The 18809-nt window shown below is 71.7% G+C and carries 19 protein-coding genes; 12 read left to right on the forward strand and 7 right to left on the reverse strand.

Annotated elements, in window-relative coordinates:
• The first annotated feature begins 118 nt into the window (after positions 1–118).
• Both Cus16_RS14110 and Cus16_RS14115 read left to right on the forward strand, forming a co-directional pair.
• The gene (locus Cus16_RS14110; RefSeq protein WP_069713294.1) at positions 119–721 is read left to right on the forward strand and encodes an FABP family protein; all 603 of its coding nucleotides are present in this window, start codon (positions 119–121) and stop codon (positions 719–721) included.
• Complete coding sequence (locus tag Cus16_RS14115) at positions 721–1788, forward strand: YgfZ/GcvT domain-containing protein (protein ID WP_069713295.1); 1068 nt, start codon at positions 721–723, stop codon at positions 1786–1788. Before Cus16_RS14110 ends, Cus16_RS14115 begins: the two co-directional genes overlap by 1 nt.
• 53 nt (positions 1789–1841) lie before the next feature.
• Here the strand turns inward: Cus16_RS14115 and Cus16_RS14120 are convergent, their stop codons facing one another.
• Positions 1842–2615, reverse strand: a complete 774-nt coding sequence (locus tag Cus16_RS14120; protein ID WP_189319609.1) for a class I SAM-dependent methyltransferase — start codon at positions 2613–2615, stop codon at positions 1842–1844.
• A gap of 44 nt (positions 2616–2659) precedes the next feature.
• Here Cus16_RS14120 and Cus16_RS14125 point away from each other — a divergent pair, with 44 nt between their 5' ends.
• Complete coding sequence (locus Cus16_RS14125; protein WP_069713296.1) at positions 2660–3406, forward strand: phosphoglyceromutase; 747 nt, start codon at positions 2660–2662, stop codon at positions 3404–3406.
• 64 nt (positions 3407–3470) lie between these two features.
• Here Cus16_RS14125 and Cus16_RS14130 read toward each other — a convergent pair whose 3' ends face one another.
• Together Cus16_RS14130 and phoU are read right to left on the reverse strand one after the other, a co-directional pair.
• Positions 3471–4019: an AAA family ATPase gene (locus Cus16_RS14130; RefSeq protein ID WP_069713297.1), complete on the reverse strand. Its 549-nt coding sequence runs from the start codon at positions 4017–4019 to the stop codon at positions 3471–3473.
• A 22-nt stretch (positions 4020–4041) separates the two neighbouring features.
• Positions 4042–4713 carry a phosphate signaling complex protein PhoU gene (gene phoU / locus Cus16_RS14135; RefSeq protein WP_069713298.1) on the reverse strand — a complete coding sequence of 224 codons (672 nt, stop codon included), beginning with the start codon at positions 4711–4713 and terminating at the stop codon, positions 4042–4044.
• 158 nt (positions 4714–4871) lie between these two features.
• Here phoU and Cus16_RS14140 point away from each other — a divergent pair, with 158 nt between their 5' ends.
• Positions 4872–6038 carry a sensor histidine kinase gene (locus Cus16_RS14140; RefSeq protein ID WP_069713299.1) on the forward strand — a complete coding sequence of 389 codons (1167 nt, stop codon included), beginning with the start codon at positions 4872–4874 and terminating at the stop codon, positions 6036–6038.
• Positions 6035–6715, forward strand: coding sequence for a response regulator transcription factor (locus Cus16_RS14145; RefSeq protein ID WP_069713300.1), 681 nt, complete (start codon positions 6035–6037; stop codon positions 6713–6715). The genes Cus16_RS14140 and Cus16_RS14145 overlap by 4 nt, the downstream gene beginning before the upstream one ends.
• A 102-nt stretch (positions 6716–6817) precedes the next feature.
• Here Cus16_RS14145 and Cus16_RS14150 read toward each other — a convergent pair whose 3' ends face one another.
• Positions 6818–7462, reverse strand: coding sequence for a hypothetical protein (locus Cus16_RS14150; protein WP_069713301.1), 645 nt, complete (start codon positions 7460–7462; stop codon positions 6818–6820).
• A gap of 158 nt (positions 7463–7620) precedes the next feature.
• Here Cus16_RS14150 and Cus16_RS14155 point away from each other — a divergent pair, with 158 nt between their 5' ends.
• The 4 genes from Cus16_RS14155 to rlmB are packed head-to-tail and all read left to right on the forward strand — an operon-like array spanning position 7621 to position 11773.
• Positions 7621–8103, forward strand: a complete 483-nt coding sequence (locus tag Cus16_RS14155) for a CarD family transcriptional regulator (protein WP_017888066.1) — start codon at positions 7621–7623, stop codon at positions 8101–8103.
• Positions 8104–8151: 48 nt separating this feature from the next.
• On the forward strand, positions 8152–9306 hold the full coding sequence (gene ispD / locus Cus16_RS14160; RefSeq protein ID WP_083264006.1) for a 2-C-methyl-D-erythritol 4-phosphate cytidylyltransferase: 1155 nt from the start codon (positions 8152–8154) through the stop codon (positions 9304–9306).
• An 18-nt stretch (positions 9307–9324) separates the two neighbouring features.
• Entirely contained in the window at positions 9325–10734 is a 1410-nt protein-coding gene (gene cysS, locus Cus16_RS14165) for a cysteine--tRNA ligase (RefSeq protein WP_069713349.1), read from the forward strand.
• A gap of 28 nt (positions 10735–10762) precedes the next feature.
• Positions 10763–11773 (forward strand): 23S rRNA (guanosine(2251)-2'-O)-methyltransferase RlmB, encoded by a 1011-nt coding sequence (gene rlmB, locus Cus16_RS14170; RefSeq protein ID WP_069713303.1) that lies wholly within the window; start codon positions 10763–10765, stop codon positions 11771–11773.
• A 217-nt stretch (positions 11774–11990) separates the two neighbouring features.
• Here the strand turns inward: rlmB and Cus16_RS14175 are convergent, their stop codons facing one another.
• Positions 11991–13301, reverse strand: a complete 1311-nt coding sequence (locus Cus16_RS14175; RefSeq protein ID WP_069713304.1) for a DUF4032 domain-containing protein — start codon at positions 13299–13301, stop codon at positions 11991–11993.
• A 103-nt stretch (positions 13302–13404) separates the two neighbouring features.
• Positions 13405–14505 (reverse strand): ABC transporter ATP-binding protein, encoded by a 1101-nt coding sequence (locus Cus16_RS14180; RefSeq protein WP_069713305.1) that lies wholly within the window; start codon positions 14503–14505, stop codon positions 13405–13407.
• A 250-nt stretch (positions 14506–14755) separates the two neighbouring features.
• Here Cus16_RS14180 and Cus16_RS14185 point away from each other — a divergent pair, with 250 nt between their 5' ends.
• The gene (locus Cus16_RS14185; protein WP_069713306.1) at positions 14756–15670 is read left to right on the forward strand and encodes a DsbA family protein; all 915 of its coding nucleotides are present in this window, start codon (positions 14756–14758) and stop codon (positions 15668–15670) included.
• A gap of 20 nt (positions 15671–15690) precedes the next feature.
• Here Cus16_RS14185 and Cus16_RS14190 read toward each other — a convergent pair whose 3' ends face one another.
• On the reverse strand, positions 15691–16578 hold the full coding sequence (locus tag Cus16_RS14190; protein WP_069713307.1) for a neutral zinc metallopeptidase: 888 nt from the start codon (positions 16576–16578) through the stop codon (positions 15691–15693).
• A 103-nt stretch (positions 16579–16681) separates the two neighbouring features.
• On the opposite strand from Cus16_RS14190, the gene Cus16_RS14195 reads away from it, so the two are divergent.
• Positions 16682–17824 carry a glycerol dehydrogenase gene (locus tag Cus16_RS14195; RefSeq protein WP_069713308.1) on the forward strand — a complete coding sequence of 381 codons (1143 nt, stop codon included), beginning with the start codon at positions 16682–16684 and terminating at the stop codon, positions 17822–17824.
• Between the two features lie 34 nt (positions 17825–17858).
• Entirely contained in the window at positions 17859–18800 is a 942-nt protein-coding gene (locus Cus16_RS14200; RefSeq protein WP_069713309.1) for a 2-deoxy-5-keto-D-gluconate 6-phosphate aldolase domain-containing protein, read from the forward strand.
• Positions 18801–18809: the final 9 nt, after the last annotated feature.

Consider the following 18809-nt stretch of genomic DNA (forward strand, 5'->3'; position numbering starts at 1 on the left):
GCGGCATGGATTCGCTGCTTGCGCTCGAGCTGTTCTACGTGGGCCTCCTCGGCCTGGCGTCGCTCGCGATCGCGTTCATCTCGGTCGTCGTCGTCGTGAAGCTGTTCAAGGGTCAGCGTTGATCGAACTGCCCGAGGGCCTGGCACCCGAACTCGTCCCGCTGTCGTGGCTCGTCGGTGTCTGGGAGGGCACGGGCGTCGTCGAGTACCCCGTGGACGGCGAGGACGAGCCCCGGAAGTACGAGTTCGGCCAGCGCGTGAGCTTCAGCCACGACGGGCTGCCCTACCTCAACTACTCGTCGACCTCGTGGCTGCTCGACGACGAGCACACGCCGCTCGCCGCCGAGATGGGCTACTGGCGCATCGACCGCCCGAGCGAGCCCGGTGACCGCGGTCCCGCGATGCTGATGGGCGACGGCCCGGTGCCCTTCACCACGGTGGAGAGCGTCGAGGCGCTCCGCAACACCACCGACGGCTTCGACGTCGAGGCCGCGATCATCCACCCGACGGGCGTCAACGAGCTCTACGTCGGCCGCGTCAAGAAGGGCCGGATCGACCTGGCCACCGACGCGGTGATGCGCTCGCCGAACGCGAAGGACTACTCGGCCGCCACCCGGCTCTACGGCCTGGTCGAGGGCAAGCTGTTCTGGGCCTGGGACATCGCCGCACTCGGGCAGCAGCTCACCTCCCACGCCTCGGGGCAGCTCGCGAAGGTCGACTGATGGCCGTCTTCGCCGACCGTCCGGGCTTCGTCGCCGCACCGGAGGGGCCCGCGGCGCACTTCGGCAACCCGACCGGCGAGCAGCGTGCGCTCGTCGCCGGTCGCGCGGTCGTCGAGCTCGGGCTCGGCGTCGTCACGGTCAGCGGTCCCGACCGGCTCTCCTGGCTCAACTCGATCACGTCGCAGCTCCTCACCGGGCTCGAGCCGGGTGCGAGCACCGAGACGCTCGTGCTCGACCAGTCCGGTCGGGTCGAGCACGCCGCCCGCGTCGTCGACGACGGATCGGTCGCGTGGCTCCTCACCGAGCCCGCCGACGCGGCACCGCTCGCCGCGTGGCTCGACACGATGCGCTTCATGCTCCGCGTCGAGGTCGCGGACCGCTCGGCGGACCTCGTCACGCTCGGCCGCTTCGACGGGTCGTCCGCCCCGGACGACGTGGTCGTCGAGTGGGTCGACCCGTGGTCGTCGGTCGCGCCCGGTGGGTGGGGCTACGCCGCAGGGGAGGCCCACCCCGGCTCCGACTGGACCCTCCGCATCGACGTGGTCACCCGGGAGGCCGCGGCTGCGCTGGCAGCGACGGGTGCGCCGGTCGCGGGGCTGCTCGCCTTCGAGGCGCTGCGGATCGCCGCCTGGCGCCCGACCCTGACCGACGTCGACGACCGGACGATCCCGCACGAGCTCGACTGGCTCCGCTCCGCCGTGCACCTGTCGAAGGGCTGCTACCGCGGGCAGGAGACCGTCGCCAAGGTGCACAACCTCGGCCATCCGCCGCGTCGGGTCGTCATGCTCCACCTCGACGGCTCGGACGGCGTGCTCCCCGCGCCGGGGACCGCGGTCGAGCTCGACGGGAACGAGGTCGGGCGGCTCACCGCGTCGGCGCTCCACCACGAGCTCGGGCCGGTCGGTCTCGCCGTCGTGAAGCGCTCGCTCGACCCCGCGGCGACGCTGACGCTCACCGTGGACGACGTCGTCGTCACCGCGGCGCAGGAGGTCATCGTGCCGCCCGGCGCCGGAGCGACGGCGAACGTCCCGCGTCTGCCGCGACTCGGCGCCGTCCGCCGCTCGTAGCCCGGGCGACCGACGCCGGGCCGGTCCTCCGCGTCGGTCCTCCGCGCCGGGTCTCAGGCGGGGGCGACGGCCGACCAGGGGACGCTGAGCTCGCCGAGGCGCCACCGGGAGACCCCGTGCAGCACGGGCCAGCCCCGGTCGCGCACGCCCTGCACCGTGGCGATCCACCGCTGCCGCGGGCCGTACGTGCCGAGCGGGGCGGCGACGGCCCACGCCCGGTCGAGGTCGAGCAGGAACGCGTGCACCCGCTCCCCGGGGACGTTCCGGTGGATGAGCGCCTTCGGCAGCCGCTCGGCGACGATGCTCGGCAGTTCGAGGTCGGCGACCCGCAGCGACACCGTGAAGGTGTGCGGCGCGTGCTCGTCGAGCGTCACCCAGGACGCCACCCGGCCGACCTCGTTGCAGGTGCCCTCGACGAGCGCCCCACCGGGCTGCAACCGGTCCTGCATGATCCGCCACGAGTCGACCACGGCGGACTCGTCGTACTGCCGCAGGACGTTGAACGCGCGGATCACGACGGGCCGTCGACCGCCGGGCGTCGGCGTCTCGAAGCCGCCGAGCCGGAAGGTCACCCCGTCCCGGGTGACCGAGTTCGCGAGCGCGACGCGGGCCGGTTCGATCTCGATGCCCGTCACCTCGACGTCGGGACGGACCCGCGCCAGCCGGTCGCGGAGCTCGAGGGTGGTCGTCGGGCGAGCGCCGTAGCCGACGTCCGCGACGAGCGGGTCGGCGGTGCGCCGGAGCGCCGGCAGCGTCGCGATCCACCGGTCGACGCGACGGAGCCGGTTGAACCCGGTGGTCCCGCGCGTGACGTTCCCGATGGGCATGGAGCCCAGGGTACCGAGGCGCACCCGCTCGGTAGACTCGGGGCATGACCTCCACGCTCGTCCTGCTGCGTCACGGCAACAGTGACTGGAACCAGAAGAACCTGTTCACCGGCTGGGTCGACGTCCGACTCAGCGAGCTGGGCGAGAAGGAGGCGAAGCGCGCCGGCGAGCTCATCGCCGGGTCGGGCATCGTCCCGGACGTCCTGTACACGTCGCTGCTGACCCGGGCGATCCAGACCGCCGACATCGCGCTGCTCGAGGCCGACCTGGCCTGGCTGCCGGTGAAGCGCGACTGGCGCCTCAACGAGCGCCACTACGGCGACCTGCAGGGCAAGGACAAGGCCCAGACGCTCGAGCAGTACGGCGAGCAGCAGTTCATGGAGTGGCGTCGGTCGTTCGACGTCCCGCCGCCCCCCATCGCCGACGACGCCGAGTGGTCGCAGGCCGGGGACCGTCGCTACGCCGAGCTCGGCGACCAGCTGCCCCGCACGGAGTCGCTGAAGCTCGTGATCGACCGCCTGCTGCCGTACTGGGAGTCGGACATCACGAAGGACCTCGGCGAGGGGAAGACCGTCCTCGTCACGGCGCACGGCAACTCGCTCCGCGCGCTCGTGAAGCACCTCGACGGCATCTCCGACGACGACATCGCGGGCCTCAACATCCCGACGGGCATCCCGCTCGTGTACGAGCTCGACGACGACTTCCGCCCGACGAAGCCCTCGTACTACCTCGACCCCGAGGCCGCCGCCGCCGGTGCCGCAGCGGTCGCCGCGCAGGGCGCGAAGAAGTAGCACCAGCACGACGACGAACGCCCCGCCGGTCTCCGGCGGGGCGTTCGTCGTCCCGGGCGCGGACTCAGACGAAGTGCGCGGCGATCTCCTGCACGAGCGCGCCGACGTCGTACGGCCGACCGGTGTCGACGCGCACGACGGGGACGCCCGGCAGCGCGACGGGCTCGGCGGTGTCGCCGTGCTCGTCCCAGAACGCGAGCACGTCCGTCAGGTCGCCGTGCACCTCGTGCCGGACCGGGAGGGTGCCGGGTTCGTACCGGTCGCGCAGCCGCTCTGCGGCGGTGACCCGGTCGACGTGGCACCAGACCTCGACGGCGCGCGGCGACCCGGCGGTGGTGAGCCCGGCCTCCAGGCGGTCCCGGTCCCGTGCCGGCAGCCAGACGGCGTCGAGGACGACCCCGTTCTCGACGGCCCGTGCCATCGACCACATCGAGTCCATGGCGATGCCCCCGAGCTCGCGGGAGCCGATCATCGGACCGACGACGTCGGCGAGGGGCTCCTTGATCCGGTCCTTCGACAGGAAGGGGCAGCCGAGCACCTCGGCCAGGGCGGCCCCGACCGTGCTCTTGCCCGAACCGGGCATCCCGTTGACGACGATCGCGACCTGAGCCATGCCACGATCCTGGCAGAACCCGTCAGGCGGGGGAGGTCGTCACCGACGCCGCGCCGGCCCAGTCGCCCGTCGCCAGGTACTCGACCTTCTTCGCGATCGAGACCGCGTGGTCGGCGAAGCGCTCGTGGTAGCGCGAGGCGAGGGTCGCGTCGACCGTGTCGATCGGGTTGCCCTTCCAGGTCTCACCGAGCACGAAGTCGAACACGCTCGCGTGCAGCTCGTCGACGGCGTCGTCCTCGTCGCGGATCTCCGCGGCCAGGGCGATGTCCTCGGTGGCGAGCAGACGCGTGAGCTTCTGGGCCATCTGCACGTCGTGCGCGCCCATCTGCTTGAACGTGGGGCGCAGGCCCTTCGGCACGACCTTCTCGGGGAAGCGCTGGCGGGCGAGCTGCGCGATGTGCTCGGCCATGTCGCCCATGCGCTCGAGCGAGGAGCTGACGCGGAGGGCGGTCACGACGACACGGAGGTCGCGGGCGACCGGGGCCTGGCGGGCGAGGATGTCGATCGCGATCTCGTCGAGGCTGTTCGCCGCCTGGTCGATCTTGGCGTCGTCGGCGATCACCTCCTCGGCGAGGGCGACGTCGGACTCGCTGAACGCCTGGGTCGCACGGGTGATCGCGGACTCGACGAGCCCGGCGATCTCGGTCAGACGCTCCTGGACGTCCTGGAGCTCCTGCTGGAAGACTTCGCGCATGGGGGATGTGCCTCTCTGATGCGTACCGGACGAGTGTCGTCAGCCCAGGTGAACGAACGGTGACCTGCGGCTGAACACCTCGTCCCGAGCAGCGGGAAAGCAGGCCCGGGCGGGTGAACGGCGTCGGAACCCCGTGTGACCGTCCCTACACTGGCGGCATGGACAACGCGTGGCTCGTGCCACTGTCGATGCTCCTCGGCGGGGTGTTCGGCGCGGGTGTCGTGGTGCTGATCATCACGGCCGAGCGCACGGCCCGGGCAGCCGACGTCGCCGAGCGGACGCTGCCCGACGGTGTCGCCGCGGTCATCGCCACGATGCACAACCCGGCCGTGGTCGTCGACCCGTCGAACACGGTCGTCGCCGCGTCCCCGCAGGCGCTCACGGTCGGGCTGGTGGTCCGGCGCAAGCTCGTGCACGACGAGCTGGTCGAGCTCGTCGACCGGGTCCGTCGGAGCGGCGAGATGGGCTCCGAGGACCTCGAGCTCCCACGCGGCCGACGCGGGGAGCTGATCGGCTACCTGAGCTTCCGGGCCGCGCAGCTCGGCAACCGGTACGTGCTCCTGACGGCGGACGACCTGACCGAGAGCCGGCGCATCGACGAGGTCCGTCGCGACTTCGTCGCCAACATCTCGCACGAGCTCAAGACGCCCATCGGCGCCATCGGGCTGCTCTCCGAGACCCTCGTGCTCGCAGCCGACGACCCGGACCACGTGAAGAAGTTCGCCTCGCAGCTCGTCACCGAGTCCGAGCGGCTCGGCGCCCTGACGAAGGACATCATCGAGCTGTCCCGCCTGCAGTCCGTCGACACGCTCGAGAACAGCGAGGAGACGTCGATCGACAAGGTCGTGCAGGCCGCCGTCGACGCGAACGAGGTCGTCGCGCGGGCACGGTCGATCGAGCTGGTGCGCGCGAAGAAGTCGAAGCTCCGGGTCATGGGCGACCCGGGGCTGCTGCAGGTCGCGGTGTCGAACCTCATCGCGAACGCCGTCAAGTACTCCCCGGACCACACGCGCGTCGGTGTCGGCGTGCGGCTGTCGAAGGGGTTCGTCGAGATCGCGGTGACCGACCAGGGCGTCGGCATCCCAGAGTCCGATCTCGACCGCGTGTTCGAACGGTTCTACCGCGTCGACCCGGCACGGTCGCGCGCCACCGGCGGGACCGGACTCGGACTCGCGATCGTCAAGCACGTCGTCGGCAACCACGGCGGCGACGTGCGCGTCTGGTCCCAGCCCGGCAAGGGCTCGACCTTCACGATCCGCCTGCCCGAGGCGGATCCCGACCTCACCACCGCACTCGAAGAGCAACTGGAAGAGCAGCCATCGTGACCAAGATCCTCATCGTCGACGACGAGCCGGCCCTGAGCGAACCCCTGGAGTTCCTCCTGCAGCGCGAGGGCTACGAGACCTCCGTCGCCGCGGACGGCGTGACCGCGCTGTCGAAGTTCGACGCGGAGAACCCCGACCTCCTGCTGCTCGACCTCATGCTGCCGGGGCTGAGCGGCACCGAGGTGTGCCGCCAGGTCCGCACCCGGTCGAACGTCCCGATCATCATGCTCACCGCGAAGGACTCCGAGGTGGACATCGTCGTGGGGCTCGAGCTCGGCGCCGACGACTACGTGACGAAGCCGTACTCGACGCGGGAGCTGCTCGCGCGGATCCGGGCGGTGCTGCGCCGTCGGACCGAGGACGACCCGGGCGACAGCGGCATCCTGCAGGTCGGTGGCATCCGCATGGACGTCGAGCGCCACACGGTGTCGGTGGACGGGTCCGAGACGCCGATGCCGCTCAAGGAGTTCGAGCTCCTCGAACTGCTCCTCCGCAACGCCGGCCGGGTGCTGACCCGCGGGCAGCTCATCGACCGGGTGTGGGGGTCCGACTACTTCGGCGACACGAAGACGCTCGACGTGCACATCAAGCGGATCCGCTCGAAGATCGAGCGGGTGCCGAGCGCACCGGAGATCCTGGTGACGGTCCGCGGCCTGGGGTACCGGATCGAGGGCTGACGCGGCCTGTCACGCACCGGAGGCCCGGTGCCGGTCCTCGGGACCGGCACCGGGCCTCCGGTGCGTTGCGTCTGGTGCGCGCCGGTCCGGCGCGCAACGTGGTCAGTTCGTGCCGCTGTCGCCCTCGGACGAGTCGGTCTGCGAGTCGCTCGGCTGCGTACCCGGGGCGGTCGCGTCGCCGGTCGGGCGGGTGCCGCTCTCCGACGGCGAGGTCGCGGAGCTCGACGGGGTGGGGGTCGGTGCGAGGGTCTGGTACTCCTCGAGCGAGCTGGTCAGGACGGGGACGGACGCCGAGACGCCCTCGGCACCGGAGTACGAGAAGTAGGTCTTCACGAGGGAACCGGCGACGACGTCGGAGGCGTCGAACAGCACGGCCTTCGAGTCAGCGACCTCGGAGCCCTGCGAGCCGGCGCCCTCCTGCGAGTCGCCGCCGGCGGTGCTCGCCGCGGACGGGGTGTTCGCGCCGAGGTCGACGCGACCGTTCGCCGGGACCACGACGGTCTGGGTGTCGCCCCCGACCTCGATCGACAGGGTGATGTCGTCGGAGGCGTCGCGGTTGATGAGCGTGCCGATGAAGCGGGCGTCGTCGGCGTCGTCGGAGATGAAGAGCGCGTTGCGGATGTCGAGGTCGCCGGTCGTCACGTTCACGCCGTCGGTGATCTGCTTGATCTCCTTGGTGTGCGCGGGCGACATGAACTCGCAGCCGGTGGCGCCGAGCGCGATGGATGCCGCAACGGCGACGGACACGAGTACCCGAGCTCGCAAGAGATTCCTCCGGAAGATCACGTTGTGGACCGGACGGTCCGGCTCCATCCTAGCGATCGCCGGGGAGGGCAGGTGCCCAGGCCCCCGTGGCCGAGGTGCCCCTGTGGTAAACTGGGGATCCTGGGAACGGAGCCTGATACATGCAATTCGAGGTCGGCGAGACCGTCGTCTACCCCCATCACGGGGCGGCAACCATCTCTGAAGTCAAGACGCGCGTCATCAAGGGTGAGGAGAAGGTCTACCTGAAGCTGCGCGTGACGCAGGGCGACCTGACGATCGAGGTACCGGCGGACAACGTCGACCTGGTCGGCGTCCGCGACGTCATCGGCAAGGAGGGCCTCGACAAGGTCTTCGAGGTCCTGCGAGCGCCCTTCACCGAGGAGCCCACGAACTGGTCGCGTCGGTACAAGGCGAACCTGGAGAAGCTGGCGTCGGGTGACGTCATCAAGGTGTCCGAGGTCGTCCGCGACCTCTGGCGCCGCGACCAGGACCGCGGGCTCTCCGCGGGGGAGAAGCGGATGCTGGCGAAGGCGCGGCAGATCCTGATCTCCGAGCTCGCCCTGGCCGAGAAGACCGACGAGGACAAGGCATCGACCGTCCTCGACGAGGTCCTCGCCTCCTAGCGCGGGTCACCACTGGACCACACGACGACCGTCCTGCTCCCCGACCGGGTGAGCAGGGCGGTCGTCGTCGTTGCGGCGGGCTCGGGGACCCGGCTCGGCATCGGCGACGCCAAGGCGTTCGTGCCCGTCGCCGGCGAACTCATGCTCACCCGCGCGGTCCGCACGGTGTTCACGTCGGCCGAACCGACCTTCGTCGTGGTCGTCGCCCCGGCCGCACGGCTCGACGAGTGCCGTGCACTGGTCGACGCCGTCGCCGGTCCGGCCGCGGGGCTGACCGCGGTCGTGCCAGGCGGTGCCGACCGGCACGCGTCCGTGCAGGCGGGGCTCGACGCCCTGCCCGACGGCGTCGAGTGGGTGGGTGTGCACGACGCCGCGCGGTGCCTGACACCGGCGACGCAGTTCGACGCGGTGTTCGACCGGGCCCGTGCGACCGGTGACGGCGTGGTCCCGGCGCTGCCCGTGACCGACACGGTGAAGCGCGTCGACGGCGACGAGGTCGTCGAGACCGTCGACCGGTCGGCGCTCGTCGGGGTGCAGACCCCGCAGGTGTTCCCGCTCGGAGCGCTCCGCGCGGCCTACGCGTCCTCGCAGCGGTCGGAGACCGACGACGCCGGTGTGTTCCGCGCCGCCGGCGGCACGGTCCGCACCGTGCCGGGCAGCGCGGACGCGTTCAAGATCACGACCCGGTGGGACCTCGCCCGGGCCGAGGCGCTCGTCGCCGGTGCCGTCGCGCCGACGGTGCGGATCGGCCTCGGGGTCGACGTGCACGCCTTCGACGCCGCATCGCCGTGCCGCATCGGACTCCTCGACTTCCCCGGCGAACCCGGCCTCTCCGGGCACAGCGACGGCGACGCGGTCGCGCACGCGGTGTGCGACGCCCTGCTGTCCGCCGGTGCGCTCGGCGACATCGGCGGCCGCTTCGGCACGTCGGACCCCCGCTACTCCGGTGCGGCGGGCGACGTGTTCGTCCGCGGCGCCGTCGAGCTCCTGCGGCAGGCCGGCCTCGTCCCCACCTCGGTGACGGTGCAGGTCGTCGGCAACCGCCCCCGCATCGGCGGCCGGCGGGACGAGATGCAGGCCGCACTCGCCGCCGTCGTCGGCGCTCCGGTCGCCGTCTCCGGCACGACGACCGACGGCCTCGGGCTGACCGGCCGCGGTGAGGGGCTCGCCGCGATCGCGACGGCCGTCGTCCGTCCGGTCTGACGTCCTAGGGTGGTGGGCGTGACCGTTCGCCTCCACGACTCCCGCGCCGCAGCCGTCGTCGACCTCGTCCCGCTGGTCGACGGACAGGTCAGCATGTACGTCTGCGGCCCCACGGTGCAGTCGTCGCCGCACATCGGGCACCTGCGCTCCGCCCTCGTCTACGACATCTGGCGGCGGTGGCTGACGTACCGCGGCTACCGGGTGACCCTCGTCCGGAACGTCACCGACATCGACGACAAGGTGCTCGACCTGGCGGCCGGCACCGACGAGGAGTGGTTCGCCCGCGCGTACCGCGTCGAGCGGGAGTTCACCGCCGCGTACGACGCCCTCGGCATCCTCGCCCCGACCTACGAGCCGCGGGCGACGGCGAGCGTGCCGCAGATGCACGAGATCATCGAGCGCCTGATCGAGCGCGGGCACGCCTACGCGGCGGCCGACGGCTCGGGCGACGTGTACTTCGACACCGGGAGCTGGGAGGCGTACGGCGCCCTCACCCGACAGCGCCGCGAGGACATGGTCGAGGCGGCCGACGCGGACCCGCGCGGCAAGCGGGACCCCCGCGACTTCGCGCTGTGGAAGGGCGCGAAGCCGGGCGAGCCGGGCACGGCCACGTGGGACTCCCCGTGGGGCCCCGGACGACCGGGGTGGCACATCGAGTGCTCCGCGATGTCGCGGCGGTACCTCGGCCCGGCGTTCGACATCCACGGCGGTGGACTCGACCTGCGCTTCCCGCACCACGAGAACGAGCTCGCGCAGTCGACCGCGGCCGGTGACCCCTTCGCGTCGTACTGGCTGCACAACGGGCTCGTGACCGTCGAGGGGCAGAAGATGTCGAAGTCGCTGGGCAACTCGATCTTCGCCGCCGACTTCCTCGCTGCCGCCCGACCCGCCGTGGTCCGCTACTTCCTCGGCGCCGCGCACTACCGGTCGTCGATCGACCACCACGAGGGCTCCCTCGTCGAGGCCGAGGCGGCCTACGACCGGATCGCGGGCTTCCTCGAGCGTGCCGGTGCCCGGCTCGCTGGTGTCCCGGTGCGGGACGCCCCGGGCGTGCCGGAGGCCTTCGGGACCGCGATGGACGACGACCTCGCGGTGCCCCAGGCCCTCGCCGTGCTGCACGAGACCGTCCGGGCCGGGAACGCCGCTCTCGACGCCGACGATGCGGATGCGCTCGGAACCGCGTACCATCAGGTGGCTGCGATGGTCGAGGTGCTCGGCATCGACCCGCGCGCAGCCCACTGGTCCGGCACCGGCCACGACGTCGCTGCCGCACCGCTCGCCGCTCTCGTCGAGCGTCTCCTCCAGGAGCGCACCGACGCACGAGCAGCACGTGACTTCGCGGCCGCCGACCGGTACCGCGACGATCTCGCAGCAGCGGGCATCACGATCGAGGACACACCGTCCGGAACACGCTGGAGCATCGCCTGACCACGGCAGTGCCGAACAGGAGCTACGCATGAAGAACGTCTCGGGGAGCAGGAAGGGCCGGCCCGGCGCCGTCCGCTCCGGCCGCAAGGGCAACAAGCAGGTCGGCTCCGGCGGCCAGGGCGCCCAGGCGCTCGAGGGCCGGAAGCCGACGCCGAAGGCCGAGGACCGCCCGTACCACCCCGCCGGCAAGCGCAAGGCCGCCAAGGAGCGGCTCGACGCCGCCCGTGGTCGTCACGGCGCGTCGAGCTCGCCGCAGCAGCGCACCGGTCGCCCGCCGCAGCGGAAGTCCGACGACTCGGAGCTCGTGACCGGCCGCAACTCGGTGCTCGAGGCCCTCCGCACGAAGACCCCCTCCACGACCCTCTACATCGCCGCCCGCATCGAGGTGGACGACCGCGTCAAGGAGATCCTCGCGCTCGCCAACCACCGCGGCGTCCCGATCATGGAGATCATGCGGCCGGAGCTCGACCGCATCACGGGGCACGACAGCGTGCACCAGGGCGTCGCCCTCAAGGTCCCGGCGTACGAGTACGCCGTGGCGGAGGACCTCGCCGAGCGCGCCTTCGGTCGGGACGAGGTCCCGCTCATGGTCGCCCTCGACGGCATCACCGACCCGCGCAACCTCGGTGCGATCATCCGGTCCACGGCGGCGTTCGGCGGGCACGGCGTCATCGTCCCGCAGCGCCGCTCGGTCGGCGTGACTGCGAGCGCATGGAAGACCTCCGCCGGCGCGGCCGCCCGCACGCCCGTCGCGATGGCGCCGAACCTGACCCAGACCCTGAAGTCGCTCAAGTCGATGGGGCTCTTCGTGCTCGGTCTCGCGGGCGACGGCGACGTGCAACTCGACCAGCTCGAGCTCGCGGACCGGCCGATCGTCATCGTCGTCGGCTCCGAGGGCAAGGGGCTGTCCCGACTCGTGACCGAGACCTGCGACGCGGTCGTCTCGATCCCGATCTCGAGCGCGACCGAGTCCCTCAACGCGGGCATCGCCGCGAGCGTCACGCTGTGGGAGGTCGCCCGGCGCCGTCGCGCCGAGTAGCGGCCCGCACCAGCGCACCGCGCGCCACGGGAGGCGCGGTGCCGGTCCACGGGACCGGCACCGGGCCTCCCGTCCGTGCGCGAGCGGGCAGGACGCGCCGCGCCTGCGTCGCCGAGCGGGCGGAACCCGTCGTCCGGCGTGCTCGAGCGTGCCGGATCTGGCCCGTTGGCGGACCAGGGCGCGACCGCACCGGCCTCGCCGCGATCCTGCGCCGGCCTCAGACGGAGGCGCGCCAGTCCTCGACGTCGTCGGACTCGTCCGCCGACCCGTCGTCGTCGACGACGGGGATCGGCAGGGTCATCGACGACGTCGGCGGGTTGATGAGCAGGCGCTCGTCACGACGGTGGCGCAGCACGTCGTTGATGTACGCGGTGGTGGCCTCGGGCAGCGAGACCGAACGCTCCTCCTCCTGGGACATGTACCAGCGGTGCTCGAGCAGCTCGTGGAACACCTCGGCGGGTTCGAGCCGTCCCCGCAGGTCCCGCGGGATCGAGCGGACGACGGGCTCGAACACCCGCGACACCCACTCGTGCGCCACCATCTCCTCGTCGAGCTGGTCGCGGCCGTTGCGTGCCCGGTACGCGTCGAGGTCGTTCAGCAGTCGGCGGGCCTGGTTCTCGCCGGCGTCGAGACCGGTCAGGCGGAGCAGCCGGCGCTGGTGGTGCCCGGCGTCGACGACCTTCGGCTGGATGCGCACCTGCGACCCGCCCTCGGTCGTGTGGATCGAGAGCTCCTCGATGTCGAAGCCGAGCGCGTTGAGCCGTTCGACGCGGTCGTTGATGCGCCACCGCTCCTTGACGTCGAACTGCTCGGTCCCGGTGAGCTCCTTCCAGAGCGTCCGGTACTGGGCGACGATCCGGTTCGAGACGTCGACGGCGTCGGCGTTCTCGTCGAGCCGCCCGCCGGCCTCGAGGTCGAGGAGCTCGCCCGCGATGTTCACGCGGGCGACCTCGAGGTCGTTCTCGCGCTGCCCGTTCGACAGGCCGCCGGGGTAGAGCTTCCCCGTCTCGGCGTCGACCAGGTACGCGGCGAAGGCTCCGGCGTCGCGGCGGAACAGGGTGTTCGACAGGGACACGTCGCCCCAGTAGAAGCCGATGACGTGCAGGCGGACGAGCAGCAGCGCGAGGGCGTCGACGAGGCGCGTGGCGGTCTCGGGGCGGAGCGTCTGCGAGTACAGCGCGCGGTAGGGCAGCGAGAACCGCAGGTGCCGGGTGACGAGCACCGGGTGCAGCGGCTCACCGTGCTCGTCGACGCGGTTCGTGATGACGGCGACCGGGTCCACGCACGGCACGTCCATGCGCTGCAGGGTGCGGAGCATCTCGTACTCCGAGCGTGCGACCTCCTCGCCCGTCTCCTTCACCGCCGCGACGTACCCGCTGAGGTGCACGAAGCGGACGAGGTGCCGCGAGATGCCCTTCGGGAGGGCGACGATGACGTCGTCCGGCCAGTCCTCCAGCGGGACGTCCCACGGCAGGTCGAGCAGACCGGGGTCGACGGTGGCGGCGGTGATGGCGAGGGAGTCGGGCACGGTGGCTTCCTGTCGGTGCGGTGGCCGGTGACGGTCCGGCGGTCTGACAGACGGGAGGCGCGGTGCCAGCTGGCACCGCGCCTCCCGTCCGGCTGTTCACGCGTTACGCGCTGACGACGGCCTTGTCGTCGAGGCGGTCGCCCGACTCGGTGTCGAAGGCGTGCACGTGGCCCTGCTTCGGCGCGATGACGATCGTGTCACCGATCGAGGGGTGCGAGCGGCCGTCGACGCGCGCGACGATGTCGGTGCGCTGGCCGTTCACGTCGGCGTGACCGTAGAGGTAGCCGTCGGCGCCGAGCTCCTCGACGACGTCGACCGTGACGGGCAGGCCCTCGCCGGAGGCCGACACGATGACGTCCTCCGGGCGGATGCCCACCGTGACGTTGCCCGAGCGGGCGTTCGACAGGGTGTCGCGGTCGATCGGGTGGTTGAGCGTGCCGAACTTGATGCCGCCCTCGATGACGTCGGCCGGGAGCAGGTTCATGGCCGGCGAACCGATGAAGCCGGCGACGAACACGTTGTTCGGCTTCTCGTAGAGGTCGCGCGGCGAGCCGACCTGCTGGAGGATGCCGTCCTTGAGCACCGCGATGCGGTCGCCCATGGTGAGCGCCTCGGTCTGGTCGTGCGTGACGTAGACCGTGGTGACGCCGAGGCGGCGCTGGAGCGACGCGATCTGGGTGCGGGTCTGGACGCGGAGCTTGGCGTCGAGGTTCGACAGCGGCTCGTCCATGAGGAACACCTGGGGCTGACGGACGATCGCGCGGCCCATCGCGACGCGCTGACGCTGACCACCGGAGAGCGCCTTCGGCTTGCGGCCGAGGTACTGCTCGAGGTCGAGGAGCTTGGCGGCCTCCTGCACGCGGGTGGCGCGCTCCTCCTTGCCGACGCCGGCGATCTTGAGCGCGAAGCCCATGTTCTCGGCGACGGTCATGTGCGGGTACAGCGCGTAGTTCTGGAACACCATCGCGATGTCGCGGTCCTTCGGCGGGACGTCGGTGACGTCGCGCTCGCCGATGCGGATGGCGCCGGAGTTGACCTCTTCGAGGCCGGCGAGCATGCGCAGGGAGGTGGACTTGCCGCAGCCCGAGGGGCCGACGAGGACGAGGAACTCGCCGTCGGCGACGTCCAGGTCGAGGGAGTCGACCGCGGGGCGGGTGCCTCCGGGGTAGAGACGGGTTGCCTTGTCGTAGGTGACGGACGCCATGAGCGTTCGATCCTTCCTTCACCGGCAGGTACGTGCCGGACGATCCGTTGTGAAGCGGTTGCCCGAGGGGGCCCCGGATGGTCGCCGTCGACCATCGCTGCTCATACAACACGACTTCCCCGGGCAGCGCCAGTGTCGGGGGCGACCTGGTTGGCTGGTCCCAGGAAGGACCACTACCATCGGTGGGTCCGTCCGGCGTACCGGGGGAAGGCCGCACGGACGTCAGGATCAACGTGAGGACCATCGACGCATGACCAACCGCCCCGAGGGTGACGCACGCGCCGCGCGCAACGAACGACGAGAAGCCGCACGGCAGCGTGCCCAGCGAGCACGGACGCAGCAGAAGCGTCGGCAGCGCGGGACGCGGCTCGGGCTCCGGATCGGGCTCGGTGTGGTGCTCCTCGCGGCGGTCGCCGTCGTGACGCTGGTGCTCGTCGACTCCGTCAAGCCCGCCGGCCCCGGCCCGTCGACGATGTCGCAGGGCGGGATCACCATCGGGCAGGGCCTGCAGCCCGTCGGGGCGTCCGCGTCGCCGTCGCCGAGTGCGACCGACGCCTCGGACCCGGTGCGCATCACCATGTACGTCGACTACCTCTGCGACACGTGCGCGCAGTTCGAGCGGGCGAACGGCGACTACATCGCCAGCCTGGTCGACTCCGGCGCCGCGACGGTCGACATCCACCCGGTGGCCGTGCTGACCAACCGGTCGCAGGGGACGAAGTACTCGCTCCGGGCGGCGAACGCGGCGGCCTGCGTGGCCGACCGCTCCCCGGGGCAGTTCTACGCCGTGAACCAGGCACTCTTCGCCCGGCAGCCCGAGCAGGGGACGTCCGGTCTGACGAACGCGCAGCTCGAGCGGATCGTCACCGGCGTCGACGGCGTGCAGGACCAGGCGGCGATCCGCGACTGCATCCAGGACCAGACCTACGCGAAGTGGGTCGACGAGCGCACGACCGACGTGACGGACGGCGACATCCCGGGTTCGTCGCTCGACGCCTTCCCCGGACCGCCGCTGGTGCTGGTGAACGGCAAGCAGTACGAGCTGACCTCGCCCATCACGAACGACGACTTCCGCACCTTCGTGGTGTCGGCGGCCGGTTCGACGGAGACGACGCCCACGCCGACCCCGTCGGCCAGCGCGACCCCGAGCCCTTCCGGCGACTGATCAGCCGGTCCGGATCTCGGTCAGAGGGACGACCCCGGCACGCTGAACGTGTCGCACGCGGTCGCGCCGCGCTCGTACCCGCGGGTGAACCAGGCCTGGCGCTGCTCGCTGGAGCCGTGCGTGAACGAGTCCGGGTCGACCCGACCGGTCGCCCGCTCCTGGATGCTGTCGTCGCCGACCGCGCTCGCCGCGGACAGGGCATCGGCGATCTGTGACCGACTGATCGGCTCGAAGAACGTCTGGCCGTCCGCGTCCTCGGTCGTCGCGGCCGACCCGACCCACGCCCCGGCGTAGCAGTCCGCCTGGAGCTCGACGCGGACGCTGCCCGACGACGCCCCGGTGCCGGAGCGGTCGGTGTCCGCGAAGGTGCCCTGGAGCTGCTGGACGTGGTGCCCCCACTCGTGCGCGACGACGTACATCTGGGCGAGCGGACCGCCGGACGACCCGTACTGCGACTGCAGGTCGTCGTAGAAGGCGGTGTCGAGGTACACGGCACGGTCCGGCGGGCAGTAGAACGGGCCCGTCGCGGCGGTCGCCTGGCCGCAGCCGGTGCCGGTCGAGCCGTCGAAGAGCCAGAACCCCGGCGTCGTGTAGGAGATGCCGAGCTGTCGGGACTCGTCGGTCCAGTAGTCGTCGAGGGACTCGGCGGCGCCCTCCATCCGGCACTCGACCCGCTGGTTCGCGTCGCGGCCGGTCCGGCACTCCTCGGCCGGCTGCACCGTCCGACCCTGGTCCTGGACCTGCGTGGTGCCGTCGTCGACGAAGTCGCTCAGGTCGAACCCGGTGAACTGCGCGATGAGGAACACCACGATCGCGCCGATGCCGACCGTGCCACCGCCGATCGCGGCCGTCCGCCCGCGGCGCTGCACCTTCCCGCCGCTGAGCTTCGAGTCGTCGTTGAACGTCATGCCGCCGACCGTACCCGCAGCCGGCCCGCGTAGCGTCGGGCTCGTCGTCTGAGCCGACACCTGTCGTGCAAGCGTTCGTCACCACCCGGAAGGAAGCAGCACCATGGCCACTCCGATCAGCACCGTCATGAGCCCCGCCCGCTACGTGCAGGGCAAGGACGCGATCACCCGCGTCGGTGAGTTCGTCGCCCCGATCGGCCGACGCCCGCTCCTCGTGGCCGACGACGTCGTCTGGGGCATCGTCGAGGAGGCCGTGCGCACCTCGTTCGCCGACGCCGACCTGCCCGTCGAGCGCGTCGGCTTCGGTCGGTTCGCCACCCCGCAGGCCATCGACGACCTCGTCGAGACGATCCGCGCGACCGACAGCGACGTGGTCGTCGGCCTCGGTGGCGGTTCGGCGATCGACGCCGCGAAGGCCTCCGGGCACCTCGCCGGCATCCGCTGGGCGAGCGTGCCGACCGCCGCGAGCACCGACGCCCCGACCTCCGCGCTCGCGGTCGTCTACTCGGAGGAGGGGGAGTTCATCGAGTACCGCTTCTTCCCGCACAACCCCGACCTCGTGCTCATCGACACGAAGCTCGTCGCCAACGCCCCCGTGCAGTTCCTCGTCGCGGGCATCGGCGACGCCCTCGCGACCTGGGTCGAGGCCCGGGCCGCGAAGCGCGCGAACGCCGACACGATGGCGGGTGGGCTGCAGACCGAGACCGGTGTCGCGCTCGCGAAGCTGTCGTGGGAGCTCCTGCACGACAACGCGCTCCAGGCGATCGAGTCCGTGAAGGCGAAGGTCGTCACGCCGGCGCTCGAGAAGGTCGTCGAGGCGAACACGCTCCTCTCCGGCCTCGGGTTCGAGTCGGGCGGCCTCGCCGCGGCGCACGCGATCCACAACGGCCTGACCGCCGCACCCCAGGCGCACGGGCTCGCGCACGGGCAGAAGGTCAACGTCGGCACGATCGCGCAGCTCGTCCTCGAGGGCGCCCCCGCCGAGGAGATCGAGGACTTCGTCGTGTTCACCACGAAGGTCGGGCTGCCGAACACGCTCACCGAGATCGGCCTGACCGTCGACGACCGCGACGTCCTGCAGGCGGTCGCCGAGGCCGCCACCGTGGAGGGCGAGACCATCCACAACATGCCGTTCCCCATCACCGCCGAGGCCGTCGTCGACGCACTCGTCGCGATCGAGGGCATCGCGCGCAGCATCCGTGCCGCGCACGGCCTGCCGACGCCGGAACTGTACCGCGCCCACTGAGTCCGCACCGAGGGGGTGCGAGCAGCATGGCGGCATGGCCGACCTCGACGAACAGCACCCCCTCTTCCTCCTCGCGATGGACCAGCGTTCCTCGCTCCTCGAGCACACCTACGGCGACGAGTCCGGCGAACCGGCCGACGAGGCCGACGCCCAGCGCGTCCGCGCTGGCAAGCAGCTGGTCTACCGCGGGGTCCTGACGGCGCTCGCCGCTGGTGCGTCACGAGCACGCACCGGCGTCCTCGTCGACGAGCGGTACGGCGCCGACGTCGCACGGCTGGTCCGGGAGGCCGGACTCCAGCTCGCGATGCCGATCGAGCGCTCCGGTCGCGACTGGTTCGAGCTCGAGTACGGCGACGACTGGATCGCGCACGTCGACTCGTTCGACCCCGATTTCGTGAAGGTGCTCGTCCGCGACAACCCCGCCTTCGACGCCGACGACCGGACGGCGCAGGCCGAGCGGCTCGCCGAGGTCTCCCGTACGCTGCACGACGCCGACCGGGAGTTCCTGGTCGAGCTGCTCGTGCCCGGCACCGATGAGCAGCAGGCGCAGGCCGACGACTACGACCGCGACGTCCGCCCCGGGCTCGTCGTCGAGTCGATCGGGTTCCTGCAGGAGCACGGGGTCGAGCCCGACGTGTGGAAGCTCGAGGGCCTGGACCGCGCCGAGGACGCCGAGCGCGTCGTGGCCGCAGCCCGTGCCGGTGGTCGTGACGGCTTGCAGTGCATCGTGCTCGGTCGGGACGCCCCCGAGGAGCAGCTCGACCACTGGCTCCGCACCGCGGCACCCGTCGACGGGTTCGTCGGCTTCGCGATCGGTCGGAGCAACTGGGAGGACGCCCTCGACGACGTCGTGCAGCAGGGGCTCGACCGCGAGGCGGCCGAGCAGCTCATCGCCGCGAACTACCGGCACTTCGTCGACACCTGGCTCGAGGCCCGTCCGGACGTGGTCGACGGGGTCGACGCCGGCGCGGCCTGACACCACCGA

It is taken from the genome of Curtobacterium sp. ER1/6, assembly GCF_001742745.1.
GTDB lineage: Bacteria > Actinomycetota > Actinomycetes > Actinomycetales > Microbacteriaceae > Curtobacterium > Curtobacterium citri.